The organism is Streptomyces sp. NPDC023838, assembly GCF_040639555.1.
GTDB lineage: Bacteria > Actinomycetota > Actinomycetes > Streptomycetales > Streptomycetaceae > Streptomyces.
Genome location: NZ_JBFAAD010000005.1, coordinates 132,001 through 148,682, shown reverse-complemented (window position 1 = coordinate 148,682; position 16,682 = coordinate 132,001). Strand labels below are relative to the sequence as shown.

16 protein-coding genes are annotated in these 16,682 nt (G+C 72.6%); 5 read left to right on the top strand and 11 right to left on the bottom strand.

The window, feature by feature from the left end:
- Positions 1-13: 13 nt before the first annotated feature.
- The 4 genes from AB0G17_RS08485 to efeO are packed head-to-tail and all read right to left on the bottom strand — an operon-like array spanning position 14 to position 4,366.
- On the bottom strand, positions 14-988 hold the full coding sequence (locus AB0G17_RS08485; RefSeq protein ID WP_361378057.1) for a hypothetical protein: 975 nt from the start codon (positions 986-988) through the stop codon (positions 14-16).
- Positions 876-1,871, bottom strand: a complete 996-nt coding sequence (gene efeU, locus AB0G17_RS08480) for an iron uptake transporter permease EfeU (RefSeq protein ID WP_361377559.1) — start codon at positions 1,869-1,871, stop codon at positions 876-878. The genes AB0G17_RS08485 and efeU overlap by 113 nt, the downstream gene beginning before the upstream one ends.
- Positions 1,872-1,896: 25 nt before the next feature.
- The gene (gene efeB / locus AB0G17_RS08475) at positions 1,897-3,189 is read right to left on the bottom strand and encodes an iron uptake transporter deferrochelatase/peroxidase subunit (protein WP_361377556.1); all 1,293 of its coding nucleotides are present in this window, start codon (positions 3,187-3,189) and stop codon (positions 1,897-1,899) included.
- Between the two features lie 34 nt (positions 3,190-3,223).
- On the bottom strand, positions 3,224-4,366 hold the full coding sequence (gene efeO / locus AB0G17_RS08470) for an iron uptake system protein EfeO (RefSeq protein ID WP_361377553.1): 1,143 nt from the start codon (positions 4,364-4,366) through the stop codon (positions 3,224-3,226).
- A gap of 320 nt (positions 4,367-4,686) precedes the next feature.
- Here efeO and AB0G17_RS08465 point away from each other — a divergent pair, with 320 nt between their 5' ends.
- Positions 4,687-5,370, top strand: coding sequence for a PhzF family phenazine biosynthesis protein (locus tag AB0G17_RS08465; RefSeq protein WP_361377550.1), 684 nt, complete (start codon positions 4,687-4,689; stop codon positions 5,368-5,370).
- 185 nt (positions 5,371-5,555) lie between these two features.
- Here the strand turns inward: AB0G17_RS08465 and AB0G17_RS08460 are convergent, their stop codons facing one another.
- Both AB0G17_RS08460 and map read right to left on the bottom strand, forming a co-directional pair.
- On the bottom strand, positions 5,556-6,206 hold the full coding sequence (locus AB0G17_RS08460) for a biliverdin-producing heme oxygenase (RefSeq protein ID WP_361377547.1): 651 nt from the start codon (positions 6,204-6,206) through the stop codon (positions 5,556-5,558).
- Positions 6,207-6,318: 112 nt separating this feature from the next.
- Positions 6,319-7,176 (bottom strand): type I methionyl aminopeptidase, encoded by an 858-nt coding sequence (gene map, locus AB0G17_RS08455; protein ID WP_361377544.1) that lies wholly within the window; start codon positions 7,174-7,176, stop codon positions 6,319-6,321.
- Positions 7,177-7,234: 58 nt separating this feature from the next.
- Between map and AB0G17_RS08450 the strand changes: the two genes are divergently transcribed.
- On the top strand, positions 7,235-7,459 hold the full coding sequence (locus tag AB0G17_RS08450) for a hypothetical protein (RefSeq protein ID WP_361377541.1): 225 nt from the start codon (positions 7,235-7,237) through the stop codon (positions 7,457-7,459).
- A gap of 119 nt (positions 7,460-7,578) precedes the next feature.
- Here AB0G17_RS08450 and AB0G17_RS08445 read toward each other — a convergent pair whose 3' ends face one another.
- Complete coding sequence (locus tag AB0G17_RS08445; RefSeq protein ID WP_361377538.1) at positions 7,579-8,181, bottom strand: hypothetical protein; 603 nt, start codon at positions 8,179-8,181, stop codon at positions 7,579-7,581.
- Between the two features lie 160 nt (positions 8,182-8,341).
- Here AB0G17_RS08445 and npdG point away from each other — a divergent pair, with 160 nt between their 5' ends.
- Positions 8,342-9,055, top strand: a complete 714-nt coding sequence (gene npdG / locus AB0G17_RS08440; RefSeq protein WP_361377535.1) for an NADPH-dependent F420 reductase — start codon at positions 8,342-8,344, stop codon at positions 9,053-9,055.
- 79 nt (positions 9,056-9,134) lie between these two features.
- A complete protein-coding gene (locus tag AB0G17_RS08435) occupies positions 9,135-9,326 on the top strand; it encodes a hypothetical protein (RefSeq protein ID WP_361377532.1) in 192 nt (63 codons plus the stop codon).
- Here AB0G17_RS08435 and AB0G17_RS08430 read toward each other — a convergent pair.
- Positions 9,316-10,116 carry a site-2 protease family protein gene (locus AB0G17_RS08430; protein ID WP_361377529.1) on the bottom strand — a complete coding sequence of 267 codons (801 nt, stop codon included), beginning with the start codon at positions 10,114-10,116 and terminating at the stop codon, positions 9,316-9,318. The two genes, AB0G17_RS08435 and AB0G17_RS08430, sit on opposite strands and share 11 nt — an antisense overlap.
- Before the next feature lie 177 nt (positions 10,117-10,293).
- Between AB0G17_RS08430 and AB0G17_RS08425 the strand changes: the two genes are divergently transcribed.
- The gene (locus AB0G17_RS08425) at positions 10,294-13,668 is read left to right on the top strand and encodes a BTAD domain-containing putative transcriptional regulator (protein WP_361377526.1); all 3,375 of its coding nucleotides are present in this window, start codon (positions 10,294-10,296) and stop codon (positions 13,666-13,668) included.
- A gap of 79 nt (positions 13,669-13,747) precedes the next feature.
- On the opposite strand, the gene AB0G17_RS08420 is transcribed toward AB0G17_RS08425, so the two are convergent.
- The 3 genes from AB0G17_RS08420 to panB all read right to left on the bottom strand — a co-directional run bounded on the left by AB0G17_RS08420 (position 13,748) and on the right by panB (position 16,678).
- Positions 13,748-14,599: an ABC transporter permease gene (locus tag AB0G17_RS08420; protein WP_361377523.1), complete on the bottom strand. Its 852-nt coding sequence runs from the start codon at positions 14,597-14,599 to the stop codon at positions 13,748-13,750.
- Positions 14,596-15,621 carry an ATP-binding cassette domain-containing protein gene (locus tag AB0G17_RS08415; RefSeq protein WP_361377520.1) on the bottom strand — a complete coding sequence of 342 codons (1,026 nt, stop codon included), beginning with the start codon at positions 15,619-15,621 and terminating at the stop codon, positions 14,596-14,598. Before AB0G17_RS08415 ends, AB0G17_RS08420 begins: the two co-directional genes overlap by 4 nt.
- A gap of 178 nt (positions 15,622-15,799) precedes the next feature.
- Positions 15,800-16,678, bottom strand: coding sequence for a 3-methyl-2-oxobutanoate hydroxymethyltransferase (panB, locus tag AB0G17_RS08410; protein WP_361377517.1), 879 nt, complete (start codon positions 16,676-16,678; stop codon positions 15,800-15,802).
- Positions 16,679-16,682 lie beyond the last annotated feature (4 nt).

The following is a 16,682-nucleotide window of genomic DNA, read 5'->3' as shown; positions in this document are numbered from 1 at the left end:
CGAACGCGTAACCCTATTCGCCCTTGGCCGAGACCAGGCCCTGAAGGCGATTGATCACCGTGATGGGCCCCCGTCCCGCCGGCGGGACCAGCGCGGCGTCGTCGGACACCCGCTCCTTCGTCACGGTCGACCGGGCCTCCCCGGTCATCAGCGCCCGTACATCCGCGTTGATGTTCAGCCGCACCCCCTTCGCCGCGGTCTGCCGCTCGAAGTGGCGCGTGGCGAAGAAGACGAGCGCGCCGCCGTCCCGCGTGCGCAGCGCGAGGGGCGCGAAGTCGCCGGTGTCGAGCGGCTGGTCCACGTACTGCGTGGACATCCCCGGCAGGACCGCGTTCTTCTTGCGCAGCTCGCGCCACTGCGTGGTGTGCGGGCCGGGCGCGAAGCTCTCGGGGCGGCCGGCGCGCAGATACGACACGTACTGCTCGCTCAGATCCTTCGGCGCCACCGCCAGCCCCGCGTCGTCCGGCCGTACGGGCTCCGCCCAGCCGTCCTTGTCCGCGGTGAACGCCGGGACGTCCTTGGGGGCCAGGACCGAGAGGTGGGCCACCTTCCAGACGTCGTCCACACCGCCGCGTACGAACACCAGCAGCCAGCGCGTGTCCTCCGGGCCGGTGTCCTTGTCGCGGTTGGAGTCGGTGTCGGCGACGAACCAGCGCGGCCAGCCCGCCTTCCTGGGTATCGCGAACTTCGCGTCCGTCAGCTCCAGCGGCACGTGCTGCGGGTTGCCGCCCGGGTCGGTGACGTGCCGGGCCTTGAGGCCCGCCTGGTTGACCGCCCCGAGCGGGCCGGTGACCCGGCCCGCGTCGAGGGCCGGGTCGAAGGCCTTGTCGGCCTTGTTGTACGCGTCGGTGAAGTCCCTGAGCGCCTGTACGGCCTCAGCCCTGGTCGCCGACGGTACTACTTCCCGCTCGCCGTGCACCGTCACGCAGCCGCTCGCCGTCACCGTCAGTACGGTCACCGTCGCGAGCGCCGCCGCCAGCCGACTCACCCTGCTCATGGACTGCCTTCTGCCCCTCGTCCTTCGTGGCCCCGCCCTGCGGAGCCACCGCCCCCTTGGGCTTGGGGAACCCTACCGGGGCGAAGAACAGCGCGAGCGTGGGGATGAGGTACAGCGCCCACACCGTGACCTGGAGGACGGTCGGGTCGGGCTGGAAGTTGAAGACGCCCTTGAGGACCGTGCCGTACCAGCTGTCCGGCGGGATCGTGGAGCTGATGTCGAACGCCAGGCTCTTGATGCCGGGGATGAAGTCGGCTTCCTGCAGGTCGTGCACGCCGTACGCGAGCACGCCCGCCGCCACCACGACCAGCATCGCGCCGGTCCAGGTGAAGAACTTCGCCAGGTTGATCTTGAGCGCGCCCCGGTAGAAGAGCCAGCCCAGGAAGACCGCCGTGGCCAGGCCGAGGAGGGCGCCGATCAGCGGGTCGGTGTTGCCGCTGTCGGAGCCGGCCGCGTGCACCGAGGTCCAGACGAACAGCGAGGTCTCCAGGCCCTCCCGGCCCACCGCCAGGAACGCGGTGGCGACCAGGGCGCCGGTGCCGAGCCGCAGCGCCGCGTCCAGCTTCCCCTGGAGCTCGGACTTCAGGAACCGCGCGGTGCGCCGCATCCAGAAGACCATCCAGGTCACCAGGCAGACGGCGACGACCGACAGCGAGCCGCCGAGCGCCTCCTGCGCCTTGAACGTCATCTCCTGCGAGCCGAACTCCAGGCCCGCGCCGAAGCCCAGGGCGACCAGGACGGCGACGGAGATGCCGATCCAGATCGGCCGCAGCGCCTCGCGGTGACCCGTCTTGACCAGGTACGCGACGAGGATGCAGACGACCAGACTGGCTTCGAGACCCTCGCGCAGGCCGATCAGATAATTGCCGAACATTCGTTTCCCCTCAGCCCTCGGCCGATCAGCTGAACAGTGCCCGGCCCCACCAGTCATCCTTGTCGCGGACGCCCGGAGGGACGGCGAAAATCGCCGAACTCACATGCTGGATGTACTCGTTGAGCGCGTCGTGACGCGCCAGGCTGCGCTGTACGGGAAGGAAGCCCTTGCGGACGTCCCGCTGGTAGGCGAGGAAGAACAGGCCGGCGTCCAGGCGGCCGAGGCCGTCCGTGCCGTCGGTGAAGGAGTAGCCGCGGCGCAGGATGGTCGCGCCGCCGTTGGAGTCCGGGTGCGCGAGGCGCACGTGGGCGTCCGGCTTCATCGCCTTCAGGAACGGCTCGTCGCGCTCCTTGGCCTTGCCGACCGGGGCGCCCTCGCCCTTGTCGCGCCCGAAGACGTCCTCCTGCTCCTGGAGACCGGTGCGGTCCCAGGCCTCGATGTGCATCCGGATGCGGCGGGCCACCAGGTAGGAGCCACCGGTCATCCAGGGCGAGCCGTCCTTCTCGCCGACCCAGACGTGCTTGTCCAGGGCGGCGGCGTCGGTGCCCGACACGTTCCGGGTGCCGTCCTTGAAGCCCATCATGTTGCGCGGGGTCTGCGCCTCGGGCGTGGTGGACGACGTCTTGCCGAAGCCCAGCTGCGACCAGCGCACCGCGGCGCGGCCCATGGCGATCCGGGCCAGGTTGCGGATCGCGTGCACCGCCACCTGCGGGTCGTCCGCGCACGCCTGGACGCACAGGTCGCCGTCGCTGCGGGCCGGGTCCAGGTTGTCGTGCGGGAACTTCTCGATGTCGACGAGCGCCTCGGGCCGCTTGCCCTCCAGGCCGAACCGGCCCTTGGCGAAGAGCGAGGGGCCGAAGCCGACCGTCAGGGTCAGCCGGGACGGCTTGAGGCCGAGCGCCTCGCCGGTGTCGTCCGGCGGCGCCTCGGCGAGCCCGCCGTAGGCGCCCTCGCCGACCGTCTGGCCCGCGGTCATCCGCGCCGCGGCCGCCGTCCAGTCCTTGAGGAGCTGGACCAGCTCCGCGCGGTCCTTGGTGGTCACGTCGAACGCGGCGAAGTGCAGCCGGTCCTGGACCGCGGTGGCGATACCGGCCTGGTGGGCCCCGTAGAACGGCACGGCCGCGCCGGACTCGGCGGCGGGCACCGCGTCGCCGCCGTCGCCGCGTACGGCCGCGACGGCGCCGCCCGCGGCGGCCGCCCCCAGGGCGAGCCCCGCGCCGCCCCAGCCGAGCAGGGAACGCCGGGACGGGGCCGAGGACGTGCTGTCCCCGGCGGAGTCGGCGGTGGTGCCGGTGCCGGCGTCGGTGGTGTCGCTCATGGCGGAGCCCCTCCTGTTCGTTCTGCTTGTGGGGTTACTTGGCGACGGCCGCGGCGAGCTTGGAGAGCGGCTCGCTGAGCGCGTTCACGCCGTCGGACAGCGCCTTGCGCTCGCTCGCGCCGACCTTGTCGTACGCGGTGAAGTCGTAGGAGTTCTTGTCCGCGCGGTACTTGTCGAGCTGGGCCTCGATCGCCGCGAACTGCTTGTCGAGCTCGCTGGTCAGCGCCGGGTCGTTCTTCGAGGCGACCGGCTTGAGCAGCTGGTACGCCTGCTGCGCGCCCTCGACGTTGGCCTTGAAGTCGATCAGGTCGGTGTGGCTGTAGCGCTCTTCCTCGCCGGTGACCTTGCCGGTGGAGACCTCGTCCAGGAGCTCCTTGGCGCCGTTGGCCATCGAGGTCGGGGTGATCTCGGCGGTGCCGACGCGCTTGGCCCAGTCCGCGATGTCCGTGGAGAGCTGGACGCCCAGCTTCTTCTCCTCGTCACCGATCTTGCCGTCGGCCCACAGCGCCTTCTCCAGGCGGTGCCAGCCGGTCCACGTCTGGCCCTTCTCCAGGCCGTCCTCGCGGGTGTCGGTCTTCGGGTCGATGTCACCGAAGGACTCCGCGACCGGCTCGGTGCGCTCCCAGCCGATGCGCGAGGGCGCGTACGCCTTCTTCGCGCCCTCGACGTCGCCGGCGGCGATCGCCTCGGTGAAGGTCTTCAGCTTGGGCAGCGTCTCGTCGGCCTGCTGCTGCACGTACTTGCGGTACTCGGCCACGGCCGCGTCCAGCTTCGGGTCGCGCTTGGGGGTCTGGCCGCCGCCGGTCACGGTGACCTTCTGGCGGATGCCGTCGCCCTTCATGCCGGGCTTGCAGGCGATCTGGTACGAGCCGGCCTTCACCTCGGCGGTGAGGTTCTGCTTGAGGCCCGGGCCGATGTTCTCGCGCTCGGCGACGATGCGGTCGTCCGGGAAGAGCAGGTAGACCTCGGTGACCTTGGAGCCCTTGTTCTCGATGGCGAACTGCACGTGGCCTGCCGCGAACTCGGTCTTCGACAGCTTGCAGGCGTCGTCGGACGCGGTGACCTGGATCGCCCCGTCCGTGCTCTTGGAGTCGCTCTTCGAGGAGCAGCCCGTGACGGCGGCCAGAGCCGCCACGGTCGTGGCGGCGGTGACTACGGAGAGACGGACGGCTCGCATACGGGGCTCCACACTGGTTTCGGTCAGGGGGTGAGGCGGACCTAACTTAACCGAGGCTTACCTGACCGATACCCATCGGGTCAGTGATTCAGCTCTCACCCCGGTCCGGGTGAGGGCCGTCGATAACAGGCCAATCACAAGAGGGCCATGGCAGGGTCAAGGGACGGTCAAGCGCCGCTGCGTGGACCATGATCCGCGGGTTCACTCCGGGCTCACACGCCAGCGCCTGGCCGATTTCTTGCGCCCCCGCACGCTCCTTTGCGCCCCCGTGACTCCGTACAGGCTCCGGCTCGGCTGCGCGGGTGTTGTTGAATGCCGGGGTGACCGAAAACGGCGTACCCGGCGTGCTCATCGACGTACTCAGGGTCTTCTGCGGCCCCGACGGGCGTCACGGCAACGCCCTCGGCGTGGTGCGCGAGGGCTCCGCGCTGCCCGACGAGGCGGCCCGGCAGGCGCTGGCCAAGGAGCTCGGCTTCAGCGAGACGGTGTTCGTCGACGACCCCGAGCGGGGCGCCGTCGACATCTACACGCCCGGCCTGCGCCTCCCCTTCGCGGGACATCCGCTGGTCGGGGTGGCGTGGCTGCTCGACATAGACGTACTGGAACTGGCCGTCGGGGACGTCTTCGCGCGCCAGGACGGCGAGTTCACCTGGATCACCGCCCGCCCGGAGTGGGCCCCGCCGCGCACCCTGCGCCAGTACGCCTCGGCCGCCGAGGTGGACGCGCTGGAGGTGCCGGAGCCGGGGGAGTGGGTGTACGCCTGGGGCTGGCAGGACGAGGCGGCGGGCCGGGTCCGGGCGCGGGCGTTCCCGGGCCGGGGCGACGGCGTGGACGAGGACGAGGCGACGGGCGCGGCCGCGCTGCTGCTTGCGGCCCAGCTGGGCCGGGCCCTGAACATCACCCAGGGCCGAGGCTCCCAGCTGCTCACGGCCCCGAACCCGGACGGCACGATCGAACTCGCGGGCAGGGTCAAGCTGGAGCGCACGCTGACGCGCGAGGGCTGAGGCGCCGAGGGGCCCCGGTGCCCCTTCTGGGGACCCGCCCGCCCCTTCTGGGGACCCGCCCGCCCCTTCTGGGGGCCCGCAGGGCCCTTTAAGGGGCGCGGGGCTGTGACGTTGTGCGGCTCCGCCGCGTGGGCGCGACCAGCCACAACGGACCCGCACCCGAAAAACCGGCCCCCCGCGGAGCGCTACGCGCTGAGCGGGAACTCGGCCCCCAGCTCTCGGAACACCGCCGTGTTCAGCGCGAACGCCCGCCGGCACTCCTCGACCACCCGCTTCTTCTCCAGCTCGTCCGCGTCCACCGCGTCCAGCAGCGCCCGGTAGTCCCGCTTGAACGCGGCCGGGTTGGGGATCGCCTCGAACACGTAGAACCGCACACCGTCGCCCTTGCGCGCGAACCCCCACGTCCTCTCCGCCCGGTCGCGGATGATCTGCCCCCCGGAGAGGTCACCCAGATACCGCGTGTAGTGGTGCGCGACGTACCCCGCCGGCCAGGTCACCGCGCATTCGCGCACCCGGGCCGCGTACGCCCGGGTCGAGGGGAGCGCGGTCGCGGTCCGCTGCCAGCCCGCGCCCCGCAGATGCGTGAGGTCCCGCTCCAGCGCGGCCGTACGCATCAGCTCGGGCCGTATGAACGGTCCCGCCACCGGGTCGCGGCGCAGCGCCCCCGCGCCCTCCTCCAGGGCCTGGTACACGAACCACAGCTGCTCGGTGTAGCGGGCGTACGCGTCGACGCCGAGCCGTCCGCCGAGCAGGGCGGTCATGAAACCGGAGGTCTCCGCCTCGGTGTGCTGGTCGTGCGAGGCCGTGCGGATGAGGGTGGAGAAGGGCGTGACCAAGGCGTGCCTCCGGAGACCGAGGGGGACGGGAACCAGCCGCGATCCTGCTGCTCAGGCTTGCCCGAGCCCAGTTCCCGACATCCTGTCGGTAAAGGTGTACCCCGCCCCGCGGTCAGGGCAACGTGAGGATCTCCGCGCCCGTCTCCGTCACCACCAGTGTGTGCTCGAACTGGGCGGTCCGCTTCCGGTCGCGGGTGACGACCGTCCAGCCGTCCTCCCACATGTCGTACTCGTGCGTGCCCAGCGTCAGCATCGGCTCGATGGTGAACGTCATGCCCGGCTTGATCACGGTGGTGGCGTGCGGCGCGTCGTAGTGCGGCACGATCAGGCCGGAGTGGAAGGCGGTGCTGATGCCGTGCCCGGTGAAGTCGCGCACGACGCCGTAGCCGAAGCGCTTGGCGTACGACTCGATGACGCGCCCGATGATGTTGATCTGGCGGCCGGGCTTGACGGCCTTGATGGCGCGGTTGAGCGACTCCCTGGTCCGCTCGACCAGCAGCTTCGACTCCTCGTCGACGTCGCCGCAGAGGTAGGTGGCGTTGTTGTCGCCGTGCACGCCGCCGATGTACGCGGTGACGTCGAGGTTCACGATGTCGCCGTCGTTCAGGACCGTGGAGTCCGGGATGCCGTGGCAGATGACCTCGTTGACCGAGCTGCACAGGGACTTCGGGAAGCCCCGGTAGCCCAGCGTCGAGGGGTACGCCCCGTGGTCGCACATGTACTCGTGCGCGACCCGGTCGAGCTCGTCGGTGGTCACGCCCGGCGCGATGAGCTTGGCGGCCTCCTCCATCGCGCGGGCGGCGATGCGGCCCGCGGTCCGCATGAGCTCAATCGTTTCGGCGGTCTGCACCTCGGGGCCGGTGTACGGCGTGGGCATGGGCTTCCCGACGTACTCGGGGCGCCGGATGTTCCCGGGGACGGTGCGGGTGGGAGAGAGCTCCCCTGGTACGAGCAGCGACTGGCCAGACATGCGGGCGAGTCTATCGAGCCGCGTTGGGGCAGCATGGTCCAAGAGGAAGGAGCACCTGATGGCGCTGTTCAAGAGACGCACGGCGGGCAAGCCCGGCGAGTGGTACTACTGCCTGACCCACCACAAGGTCGAGGAGGGCCCGGAGTGCCCGGCCAAGGACCGCTTCGGCCCGTACGGCAGCCGCGAGGAGGCCGAGCACGCCATGGAGACCGCCCAGGAGCGGAACCTGGAGTGGGAGACGGACCCGAAGTGGCATGACAAGGAGGGCCGCCCGGACGCCTGACCGGGGCGAAGGCCGACAGGGGGGCGCGCCCCGGCGGGCTCACCACCGCGCCGGCGGTCGCACCACTGTGCCGGCGGTCGCACCACTGTGCCGGCGGTCGCACCACCGCGCCGGCGGGCTCACCACCGCGCCGGCGGGGGCGCCGTCAGCTGGTCCGCCAGGCGGGACAGCCGGTCGCGGAACCGCCGTCGCCCCCGCTGCACCGGCAGCCCGTTCTCACCCGCCGCCGCGCTCACCAGGTGCTGCACCGTGTCCAGGTCGACCTCCGCACCCGGCGGCACCGTCAGCGACTCGTGGACCAGGCCCCGCACCGCCGGGTCGCCCCCGTCGAGCGCGAGCACCCGCGCCCCGGCCCGCCGGGCGTCGTGGACCCGCTCCAGGAGCCCGCCGTCCGGCCGCTCCGGCGCCACCACGAGCAGCGTCTCGCCCCGCCCGGCCGCCTCCAGGCGCCCGAGCCCGACGGACAGATGCGGGCCGCGGCCCGGCTCGACCCGGTGCCGTACCAGCGTGGGGGTCAGTTCGGGGACCCCCGACCACGCGGCCTCGTCGGTCAGATGCGCCGCCAGGTGCCACGGCTCGTACGCCTCGGTCCCCACAAGCAGCAGCCCCCCGCCGTTCGGCACCACCGACCCCCGCAGCACCCCCGCGAACCGGCGGGTGCCCCGCAGCCACTCCGTCCCCGCGAGGACTTCCCGCAACAGCGCGACGCGTACGGCATCCATGGCCCGGCATCCTGCCGCACCGCACGCCCCGGCGGGCCGCATCGGCCGCTCCTCACCCGAACGGGACCGGCTCCGCCCTCGTGACGCCCCGTCACACGTGGCGGCGCCCGGCCCGGCCCTGGCGCGTACCACCGGGTAACGCCCGGCGTAAAGTCGCTCCATGACTTCCACTGACAACGCTGAGAACACCCCGAAGCCCGCCGCCAAGGACCCCTGGGACCTGCCCGACGTCTCCGGCCTGGTCGTCGGCGTGCTCGGTGGCACGGGTGACCAGGGGCGCGGGCTCGCCTACCGGCTGGCCCGGGCGGGCCAGAAGGTGATCATCGGCTCGCGGGCCGCCGAGCGCGCCCGGGCCGCCGCCGACGAGCTGGGGCTCGGCGTGGAGGGCGCGGACAACGCCGAGTGCGCGCGCCGCAGCGACATCGTGATCGTCGCGGTCCCGTGGGACGGGCACGCCAAGACGCTTGAGGCGCTGCGCGAGGAGCTGGCGGGCAAGCTCGTCGTGGACTGCGTCAACCCGCTCGGCTTCGACAAGAAGGGCGCGTACGCCCTGAAGCCCGAGGAGGGCAGCGCCGCCGAGCAGGCCGCCGCCCTGCTGCCGGACTCACGGGTCACGGCCGCCTTCCACCACCTCTCGGCGGTGCTCCTCCAGGACGCCTCGATCGAGGAGATCGACACCGATGTGATGGTGCTCGGCGAGAGCCGCGCCGACACCGACCTGGTGCAGGCGCTGGCCGCCCGTATCCCCGGCATGCGCGGCGTCTTCGCGGGCCGACTGCGCAATGCCCACCAGGTGGAGTCGCTGGTCGCCAATCTGATCTCGGTCAACCGCCGCTACAAGGCGCACGCCGGCCTGCGCGTGACCGACGTGTAGGTCCGCCGTGCGGGCCGGCACGGGGCATGGGGGACACTGGACGGGCATCAGCGCCGTACCCGGACAGGAGCCGACCCCCATGCCCCGCCTCGCTCTGTACGCCCTCGTCGTCTGCGCCCTCGCGGTCGCCGCCGCTGTGGTCTCCTTCGTCCAGGGCAACTGGACCGGCGTCGTCTGGATCCTGCTCGCCGGGCTCTCCTCCAACATGGCCTGGTACTACCTGCGCAAGGCGAAGGCCGAGGGCCGGCGGGCCGCCGCCGTCAGCCGGTGAGCGACGGGATGTCCGGCGTGCCCTGCCAGAAGCGGTAGAGGCGCTGGCCCCAGTAGGTGTCGAACTCGGTGACGCCGAGGCCGCGCAGGATCGAGTGGATCGCGTCGAAGAACACGTCGTTCACCGACGGCAGCCACAGGAACGCGAAGACCGCGAGCAGCCCGAAGGGCGCGAACGGCTCGATCTGGCGGCGCACCCCGTGTGAGAGCCACGGCTCGATCACCCCGTACCCGTCCAGGCCCGGGACCGGCAGGGAGTTCAGGATCGCCGCCGTGACCTGGAGCAGCGCCAGGAACGCCAGCGCGTAGCGGAACTCGGCGGGCACGCCGTCCAGCGCGTGCAGCCAGAACGGGGCCGTGCAGACCACCGCGAAGAGCGCGTTGGTGAGCGGGCCCGCCGCCGAGATCAGGCTGTGCTTCCAGCGGCCCCGGATCCGGCCGCGCTCGATGAACACGGCACCGCCGGGCAGACCGATGCCGCCCATGATCACGAAGATCACCGGCAGCACGATCGACAGCATCGCGTGCGTGTACTTCAGCGGGTTGAGCGTCAGATAGCCCTTGGCGCCGACCGAGATGTCACCGCCGTGCAGCGCGGTGCGGGCGTGCGCGTACTCGTGCAGGCACAGCGAGACGATCCAGGCGCCCGTCACGAAGAGGAAGACGGCGAGGCCCGGCACGTTCGAGAACCCCGTCCACACCGCCCATCCCGCGACCGCCGTGACGGCGACGATCCCCAGGAAGACCGGGCTGATCCTCCGGTCGCTGCGACGCGAGGTGGCGGTGGCCATGTGCGGGGCTCCCGGGGTGGAGGGGCGGTCGGACGGCCCCGACCGTACAGGTGATACCCCGGGAACGTCCGGCGATCCCTGCCGAGTTCCACCCCTGGCCACCCTCTCGCTGCCGGGAGTTGGCGGGAGTTGGCGGGCGGCGACACGGGGACTGCGCACGTCACGGAGAATGGGGCCGTGCGCTACCGGATTATCGGCACCACCCAGCTGTTGAACCCCGAAGGAACGGCGGTCGCCGTCGGCGGGGCGCGGCTGCGCGCCCTGCTGACCGTGCTCGCCCTGCGCCCCGGCCGTACGGTCCCGGTGGGCCTGCTGGTCGACGAGGTGTGGACCGGCGAGCCGCCCGCCGACGCGGCCGGTGCGCTCCAGGCACTGGTCGGGCGGCTGCGGCGGGTGGTCGGGCACAGCGCGATCGCCTCGGTGGAGGGCGGCGGCTACCGTCTCGACGCCGAGCCGGACGACATCGATCTGTACCGGTTCGAGCGACTGGCCGGGGACGGCACCCGCGCCCTGGAGCAGGGCGACCCCGCCAAGGCCCTGTCCCGGCTCGACGACGCGCTGGCGCTGTGGACCGGGCCGGTCCTCGCCGATCTGCCCGACCGCATGGCCGAGGCGGCCCGCTGGGAGGCCCGCCGCCTCGACGCCCGCCGCGCCCGCCTGGCCGCCGCGCTCGCCCTGGGCCGGGCCGAGGAGACGCTGCCCGAGCTGGCCGCGCTCTGTGCCGACCACCCGCTCGACGAGCCGCTGCACGCGCTGCGCATCCGCGCCCTGCGCGCGGCGGGCCGCACGGCCGAGGCGCTCGCCGCGTACGAGGACGTCCGCCGCACCCTCGCCAACCGCCTCGGCACCGACCCGGGCCCCGAACTGCGGGCGCTGCACGGGGAGTTGCTGCACACCCCGGACGCGCCGGCCGCCGAGGCGCCCGCCGCGCCGTCCGCCGCCCGCCCCGCCGCCCCCGGCAACCTGCGCGCCCGGCTCACCTCCTTCGTCGGGCGCGAGGCCGACATCGAGACGATCCGGGGGGACCTGGGCGGCGCGCGGCTCGTGACGCTGCTCGGGCCCGGCGGGGCCGGGAAGACCCGGCTCTCCCAGGAGGTGGCCGAGGCCGCCGGCGCGGCCGGGGACGGCTGGCCCGACGGCGTGTGGCTGGCCGAGCTGGCCCCGGTGGCCGACCCGGCGGCCGTGCCCGCCGCCGTCCTCACCTCGGTCGGAGCCCGGGAGACCGTGCTGCACGGCGCCGGTGCCGAGGAGCTGCGGGCCGCCGACCGCACCGGCGGCGACCCGCTCGTCCACCTCGCCGCGCACTGCGAGCGCCGCCGCATGCTGCTGCTCCTGGACAACTGCGAGCACGTGATCGACGCCGCCGCCGGGCTCGCCGAGTATCTGCTGGCTCGCTGCCCGGGGCTGACCGTCCTCGCCACCAGCCGGGAGCCGCTGGGCGTGCCGGGCGAGCTGGTGCGGCCGGTGGAGCCGCTGCCGGCTCCGGTGGCGCTGCGGCTGCTCGCGGAGCGGGGCGCGGCGGCGCGGCCGGGCTTCCGGGTGGAGGACGACCCGGGGGCGGCCGCCGAGATCTGCCGCCGGCTCGACGGTCTGCCGCTGGCGGTGGAGCTCGCCGCCGCCCGGCTCCGTATGCTGACGCCTCGTCAGATCGCGGACCGGCTCGACGACCGGTTCCGCCTGCTGACCAGCGGCAGCCGTACCGTACTGCCGCGCCAACAGACCCTGCGCGCGGTCGTCGACTGGTCCTGGGACCTCCTGGAGGAGCCGGAGCGCACGGTCCTGCGCCGCCTCTCCGTCTTCGCGGGCGGCTGCGACCTGGCGGCGGCGGAGGAGGTCTGCGCCGACGGCGCAGGCCCCGCGGCGCGGGAGGTCCGCGCGGACGGCCCGGCCGGTGTCGCCGCCCTCGACGTCGCCCCGCTCCTCGGCTCCCTCGTCGACAAGTCGCTGGTCGTCGCCGCCCCCGCGGACGGCGGCGAGATGCGCTACCGGCTCCTGGAGACCGTCGCCGAGTACGCGGCGGAGCGGCTCGACGACGCCGGGGACCGGAGCGCCACCGAGCGCCGCCACCTCGTGCACTACCGCGAACTGGCCCGCACCACCGACCCCCTGCTGCGCGGCCGCGGACAGCGCGCCGCGGTCGAGTTCCTGGAGCGGGAGTACGAGAACCTGCGCACCGCGCTGCGCCGGGCGGTGGACCTCGGCGACGAGCAGGAGGCGCTCTGCCTGGTGCACGCGCTGGCCGGGTACTGGCACATGCGCGATCTGCGCGGCGAGTCCCGCCGCTGGTGCGGGGCGGTCGCGGAGCTCGGCCCCGACCCGTTCGCGCCGCCCGCCGAGCCCGCGCCGCCGGTCTTCGCGCGCTGCACCGACAGCCCGCCGCCCATGGAGCCCGACGTGCTCCAGGAGGCCCGGCGCGGGGTGCGGCTGTTCCTGCTCGCCTCCATGGACCACACCGGCGACGACTGGACGACGCCCGAGGCGAAGGAGCGGCTGCGCGCCATCGTGGACGTCTACCGGCCGGGGCTGCCGCAGACCTGCCGGATGCCCGGCGCGCTCTGGTTCTTCCCCGTCCTCCTCACCAGCGACGCGGACACGTTCAGGGAACTGCTCGACGCGACCGTACGGGCCTGTGAGGAGTTCGGTTACGAATGGGAGCTCGCCAACGCCCTCCAGATGCGGGCCAACGTCCTCGCCAATCGCGGCGACTGGGGCGGTGAGGCGACCCGCGACGCCGAGGCGGGCCTTGACATCTTCCGGCGCCTCGGCGACGACTGGGGCGCCGCGGAGGCGCTGTCCGCCCGCGCCGAGGCCCGGGAGCGCAGCGGCCGGTTCGCGCTGGCCGGCGAGGACTACGCCGAGGCCGTGCGGTACGCCGAACGGCTCGGCGCCCAGGCACAGGTGTCGCTCCTGAAGGCGCGCCTGGCCTCCGTACTGCTGGAGACCGGCGAGGGCGAGCGCGGCGAGGCGATGCTGCGCGGGATCCTCGACGCGGGCCGCCAGGCCGGGTACGAGGCGCAGCCCGCGGCCCGGATGTTCCTCGCGATGTGGCTGGGCCGCACCGAGCGGCAGGCGGAGGCCCGGGCGCAGATCGAGCTGCTGATGGAGGAGTTCAAGTCGAGCAACCTCTCGCTCTTCGAGGGCTTCGTGCTCGGCCTGCGGGGCTGGCTGGAGAACCTGGAGGGCGCCTATGACAAGGCTCTGGTGGACGGCCGAGCCGCGCTGGCCCGGGGCCTCGAACCGATGTCCCGGATGGTCGCGCCCCAGATGATCCCGGTGCACCTGCTCTCCGTCGCCTGGTCGTGGGCCGGGCTGGCGGAACCCGGCGAAGCCGGCGCCGGGGCCGCCGCCGGCGCGGCGCGGCTGATCGGCGCGCACGACGCCCTGATGCCGGCGGTCCACGTCGCCACGCCCTGGGAGGTGGAGCAGCGGGACAGGGTGGAGGCGATGGTCCGCCCGCTGCTCGACGCCGCCGCCTACGACGCCGCGTACGCCGAGGGCGGCGGCCTCTCCCTGGAGGAGGCCGCCGCCCTGGCACAACGCGAACGGGAGTGAGGGGCGCCGTCAGGCCCGATGGCCTGCCTGACGGCTCGTCAGGATCAGACCCGGTGGCCTGCCTGACGGCTCGTCATGATCAGGTCCGCTTGCGGAACTTGGCGACCGCCAGCGGAGCCGTCACCGCGGTGATCGCGACCGCCCAGCCCAGCGTCATCAGCGCCGAGTGGGCCACCGGGCCGCCGTTGACCAGGTTGCGGGCGGCGTCCGCGAGGTTGGAGAGCGGGTTGTAGTCCGTGAAGGTCTGCAGCCAGCCCGGCATCGTGGTCGGCTTCGCGAAGATCGAGGAGCCGAACTGCAGCGGCATCAGCACCAGCATCGCCACTCCCTGGACGGCCTGCGCCGTCTTCATGGTGAGACCCAGCAGGATGAAGATCCACATCAGCGAGGCGCCGAACACCAGGGACAGGCCGACCGCCGCGAGCAGCTCGAACACCGAGGTGTGGATGGACAGACCGAGGATGAAGCCCATGATCAGCAGGATCGAGGTGGCGACGACCATGCGGCCGATCTCGACCACGATCTTGGCGATCAGGACCGACGACCGGGCGATCGGCATGGTCCGGAACCGGTCCATGACGCCCTTCTTGAAGTCGTCGTTGATGCCGGTGCCGACAGCCATCGCGATGTTCAGGCCCTGCATCGCCATCAGGCCCGGGATCAGGTAGTTGACGTACGCGTCCTGGTTGCCCTTGCCGGAGACCGCGCCGCCGAACACGTACACGAACAGCAGCGTGAAGATGATCGGCATCAGCACGGCGTCGAACATCGACTCCGGGTCCTGCTTGATCTGGAGCGCGTTGCGGCGCACCAGGGCGCCTATGTGGCGCAGATTGGCGCGCGGGCCGATCCGGCTGTCGGCGTCCGTGACGGGCGGGCGGATGCCGGTCGGCGCCTTCGCGGGGGCCTTGGCGGTGGTGGCGGTGCTCATGCCGCGACCTCCTCGATCGTGTCGTCGCTCTCGGACTCCTGGAGGGTGGGCTTCTGACCGGTGATGGCCAGGAACACCTCGTCCAGGCTGGGCAGATGGGTGCCTATGTGGGCGATGCCGAAGCCGCGGGCGCCCAGCAGACCGACCACGGCGGTCAGCTGCTCGTCGCTGAGGATCGGCACGTTCAGCAGACCCTCGTCGGGGACGGCCTGGGTGCCGGAGACCCCGTCCAGACCGGCCTCGGTGATGGCGCGGGCCATCGCGCCCAGCTGGGCCGGGTCGGCGGGCCGGATCTGCAGGGTGCGGCCGCCGACCTTCGCCTTCAGCTCGTTGATGCCGCCCTTGGCGATGACCTTGCCGCGGTCGATGACCGTCAGCTCGTTCGCCAGCTGCTCGGCCTCTTCCATGTACTGGGTGGTGAGCAGCACCGTGGCGCCCTCGGCCACCATCCGCTGGACCTCGTCCCACACCTCGTTGCGGGTGCGCGGGTCGAGACCGGTGGTCGGCTCGTCCAGGTAGAGCACGGCCGGGCGGCCGATCATCGAGGCCGCGAGGTCGAGGCGGCGGCGCATGCCTCCCGAGTAGTTCATCGCGGGCCGCTTTGCCGCCTCGGTGAGCGAGAACCGCTCCAGGAGCTCGTCGGCGCGGGCCCGGGCGTCCTTGCGGGACAGATCGAGCAGCCGCCCGATCATGTACAGGTTCTCCCAGCCCGACAGCTTCTCGTCCACCGAGGCGTACTGCCCGGTGAGGCCTATGGTGCGGCGCAGCTGGCGGGGCTGCTTCACCACGTCGTACCCGGCGACGGTGGCGGTGCCGGCGTCCGGCACGATGAGGGTGGACAGGCAGCGGACGAGGGTGGTCTTGCCGGCGCCGTTGGGCCCCAGGACTCCGAGGACCGTGCCCTCGCGGACGTCCAGGTCCACGCCGTCCAGCGCCTTGGTGTCGCCGAAGTGCTTCACCAGCCCCCGCACCGTGACGGCGTTGGCCGCGCCGCCTTCGGGGTTGTTGTCGATTCGCGTCATGACCACCAAGGTGCCAGGCGCCACCGACAATCCACCGACAGCTTGCCTACAGACGCCGACAGCCCGCCGACACGTGGGTGCCGACGGGCCGCCGTGCCCCCTGGGCGGGGGCTGTGACATGCGCGGTTGCGCCGCGTGGGCGCGTTCGGCCGCAGCCGAACGACAGCGCCCGCGTCGCTCAGTGGAAGGTGTGCTCCTCGGCCGGGAACGCCCCGCCGACGACCTCTCCGGCGAACTCCTTGGCCGCGTCCGCCAGGACGCCCCGCATGTTCGCGTACTGCTTGGTGAACCGCGGCACCTTGCCACCCGTCAGCCCGACCATGTCGGTGTAGACGAGCACCTGCGCGTCGCACTCCACGCCCGCCCCGATCCCCACGGTGGGGATGTGCAGCGAGCGGGTGATCTCGGCGGCCACCTCGGCCGGTACGAGTTCGAGCACCACCGCGAACGCGCCCGCGGACTCCGCGGCCTTCGCGTCGCGCAGCAGCTGGTGGGCGGCCTCGTCGGAGCGGCCCTGCACCCGGTAGCCCATGGCGTTCACGGACTGCGGCGTCAGGCCCAGGTGGGACATGACGGGGATGCCGGACTGCACCAGCAGCTCGGTCTGGGCCAGCGAGCGCTCGCCGCCCTCCAGCTTGACGGCCCCGACCCCGGTCTCCTTGATCAGGCGGGTGGCGCTGCGGAGCGCCTGCACCGGGCCCTCCTGGTAGGTGCCGAACGGCAGGTCCGCGACGACGAGGGCGCGCTTGGTGCCCCGTACGACGGCGGCGGACAGCATGGCGATCTCGTCGAGCGTGACCGGGACGGTCGTCTCGTAGCCCAGGTGGCAGTTGCCCATCGAGTCGCCGACGAGGAGGACGGGAATCCCGGCCTCGTCGAAGACGGACGCGGTCATCGCGTCGTACGCGGTGAGCATGGGCCACTTCTCGCCCCGGGCCTTGGCGGAGGCGATGTCGTGGATCGTGACGCGGCGCGTGGACTTGCCCCCGTACAGCGCCTTGCTGCTGTCGGAACGTGCTCCGGGCGGATTCTGCGCAGCCTCAAGTTGTTGCGTCATCGCA

Excerpts from the sequence above, each read along its gene's own strand:
- efeU (WP_361377559.1), bottom strand. The coding sequence starts at position 1,871 with ATGTTCGGCAATTATCTGATCGGCCTGCGCGAGGGTCTCGAAGCCAGT.
- efeB (WP_361377556.1), bottom strand. The coding sequence starts at position 3,189 with ATGAGCGACACCACCGACGCCGGCACCGGCACCACCGCCGACTCCGCC.
- efeO (WP_361377553.1), bottom strand. The coding sequence starts at position 4,366 with ATGCGAGCCGTCCGTCTCTCCGTAGTCACCGCCGCCACGACCGTGGCG.
- map (WP_361377544.1), bottom strand. The coding sequence starts at position 7,176 with ATGTCTGGCCAGTCGCTGCTCGTACCAGGGGAGCTCTCTCCCACCCGC.
- AB0G17_RS08450 (WP_361377541.1), top strand. The coding sequence starts at position 7,235 with ATGGCGCTGTTCAAGAGACGCACGGCGGGCAAGCCCGGCGAGTGGTAC.
- AB0G17_RS08445 (WP_361377538.1), bottom strand. The coding sequence starts at position 8,181 with ATGGATGCCGTACGCGTCGCGCTGTTGCGGGAAGTCCTCGCGGGGACG.
- npdG (WP_361377535.1), top strand. The coding sequence starts at position 8,342 with ATGACTTCCACTGACAACGCTGAGAACACCCCGAAGCCCGCCGCCAAG.
- AB0G17_RS08435 (WP_361377532.1), top strand. The coding sequence starts at position 9,135 with ATGCCCCGCCTCGCTCTGTACGCCCTCGTCGTCTGCGCCCTCGCGGTC.
- AB0G17_RS08430 (WP_361377529.1), bottom strand. The coding sequence starts at position 10,116 with ATGGCCACCGCCACCTCGCGTCGCAGCGACCGGAGGATCAGCCCGGTC.
- AB0G17_RS08420 (WP_361377523.1), bottom strand. The coding sequence starts at position 14,599 with ATGAGCACCGCCACCACCGCCAAGGCCCCCGCGAAGGCGCCGACCGGC.
- AB0G17_RS08415 (WP_361377520.1), bottom strand. The coding sequence starts at position 15,621 with ATGACGCGAATCGACAACAACCCCGAAGGCGGCGCGGCCAACGCCGTC.
- panB (WP_361377517.1), bottom strand. The coding sequence starts at position 16,678 with ATGACGCAACAACTTGAGGCTGCGCAGAATCCGCCCGGAGCACGTTCC.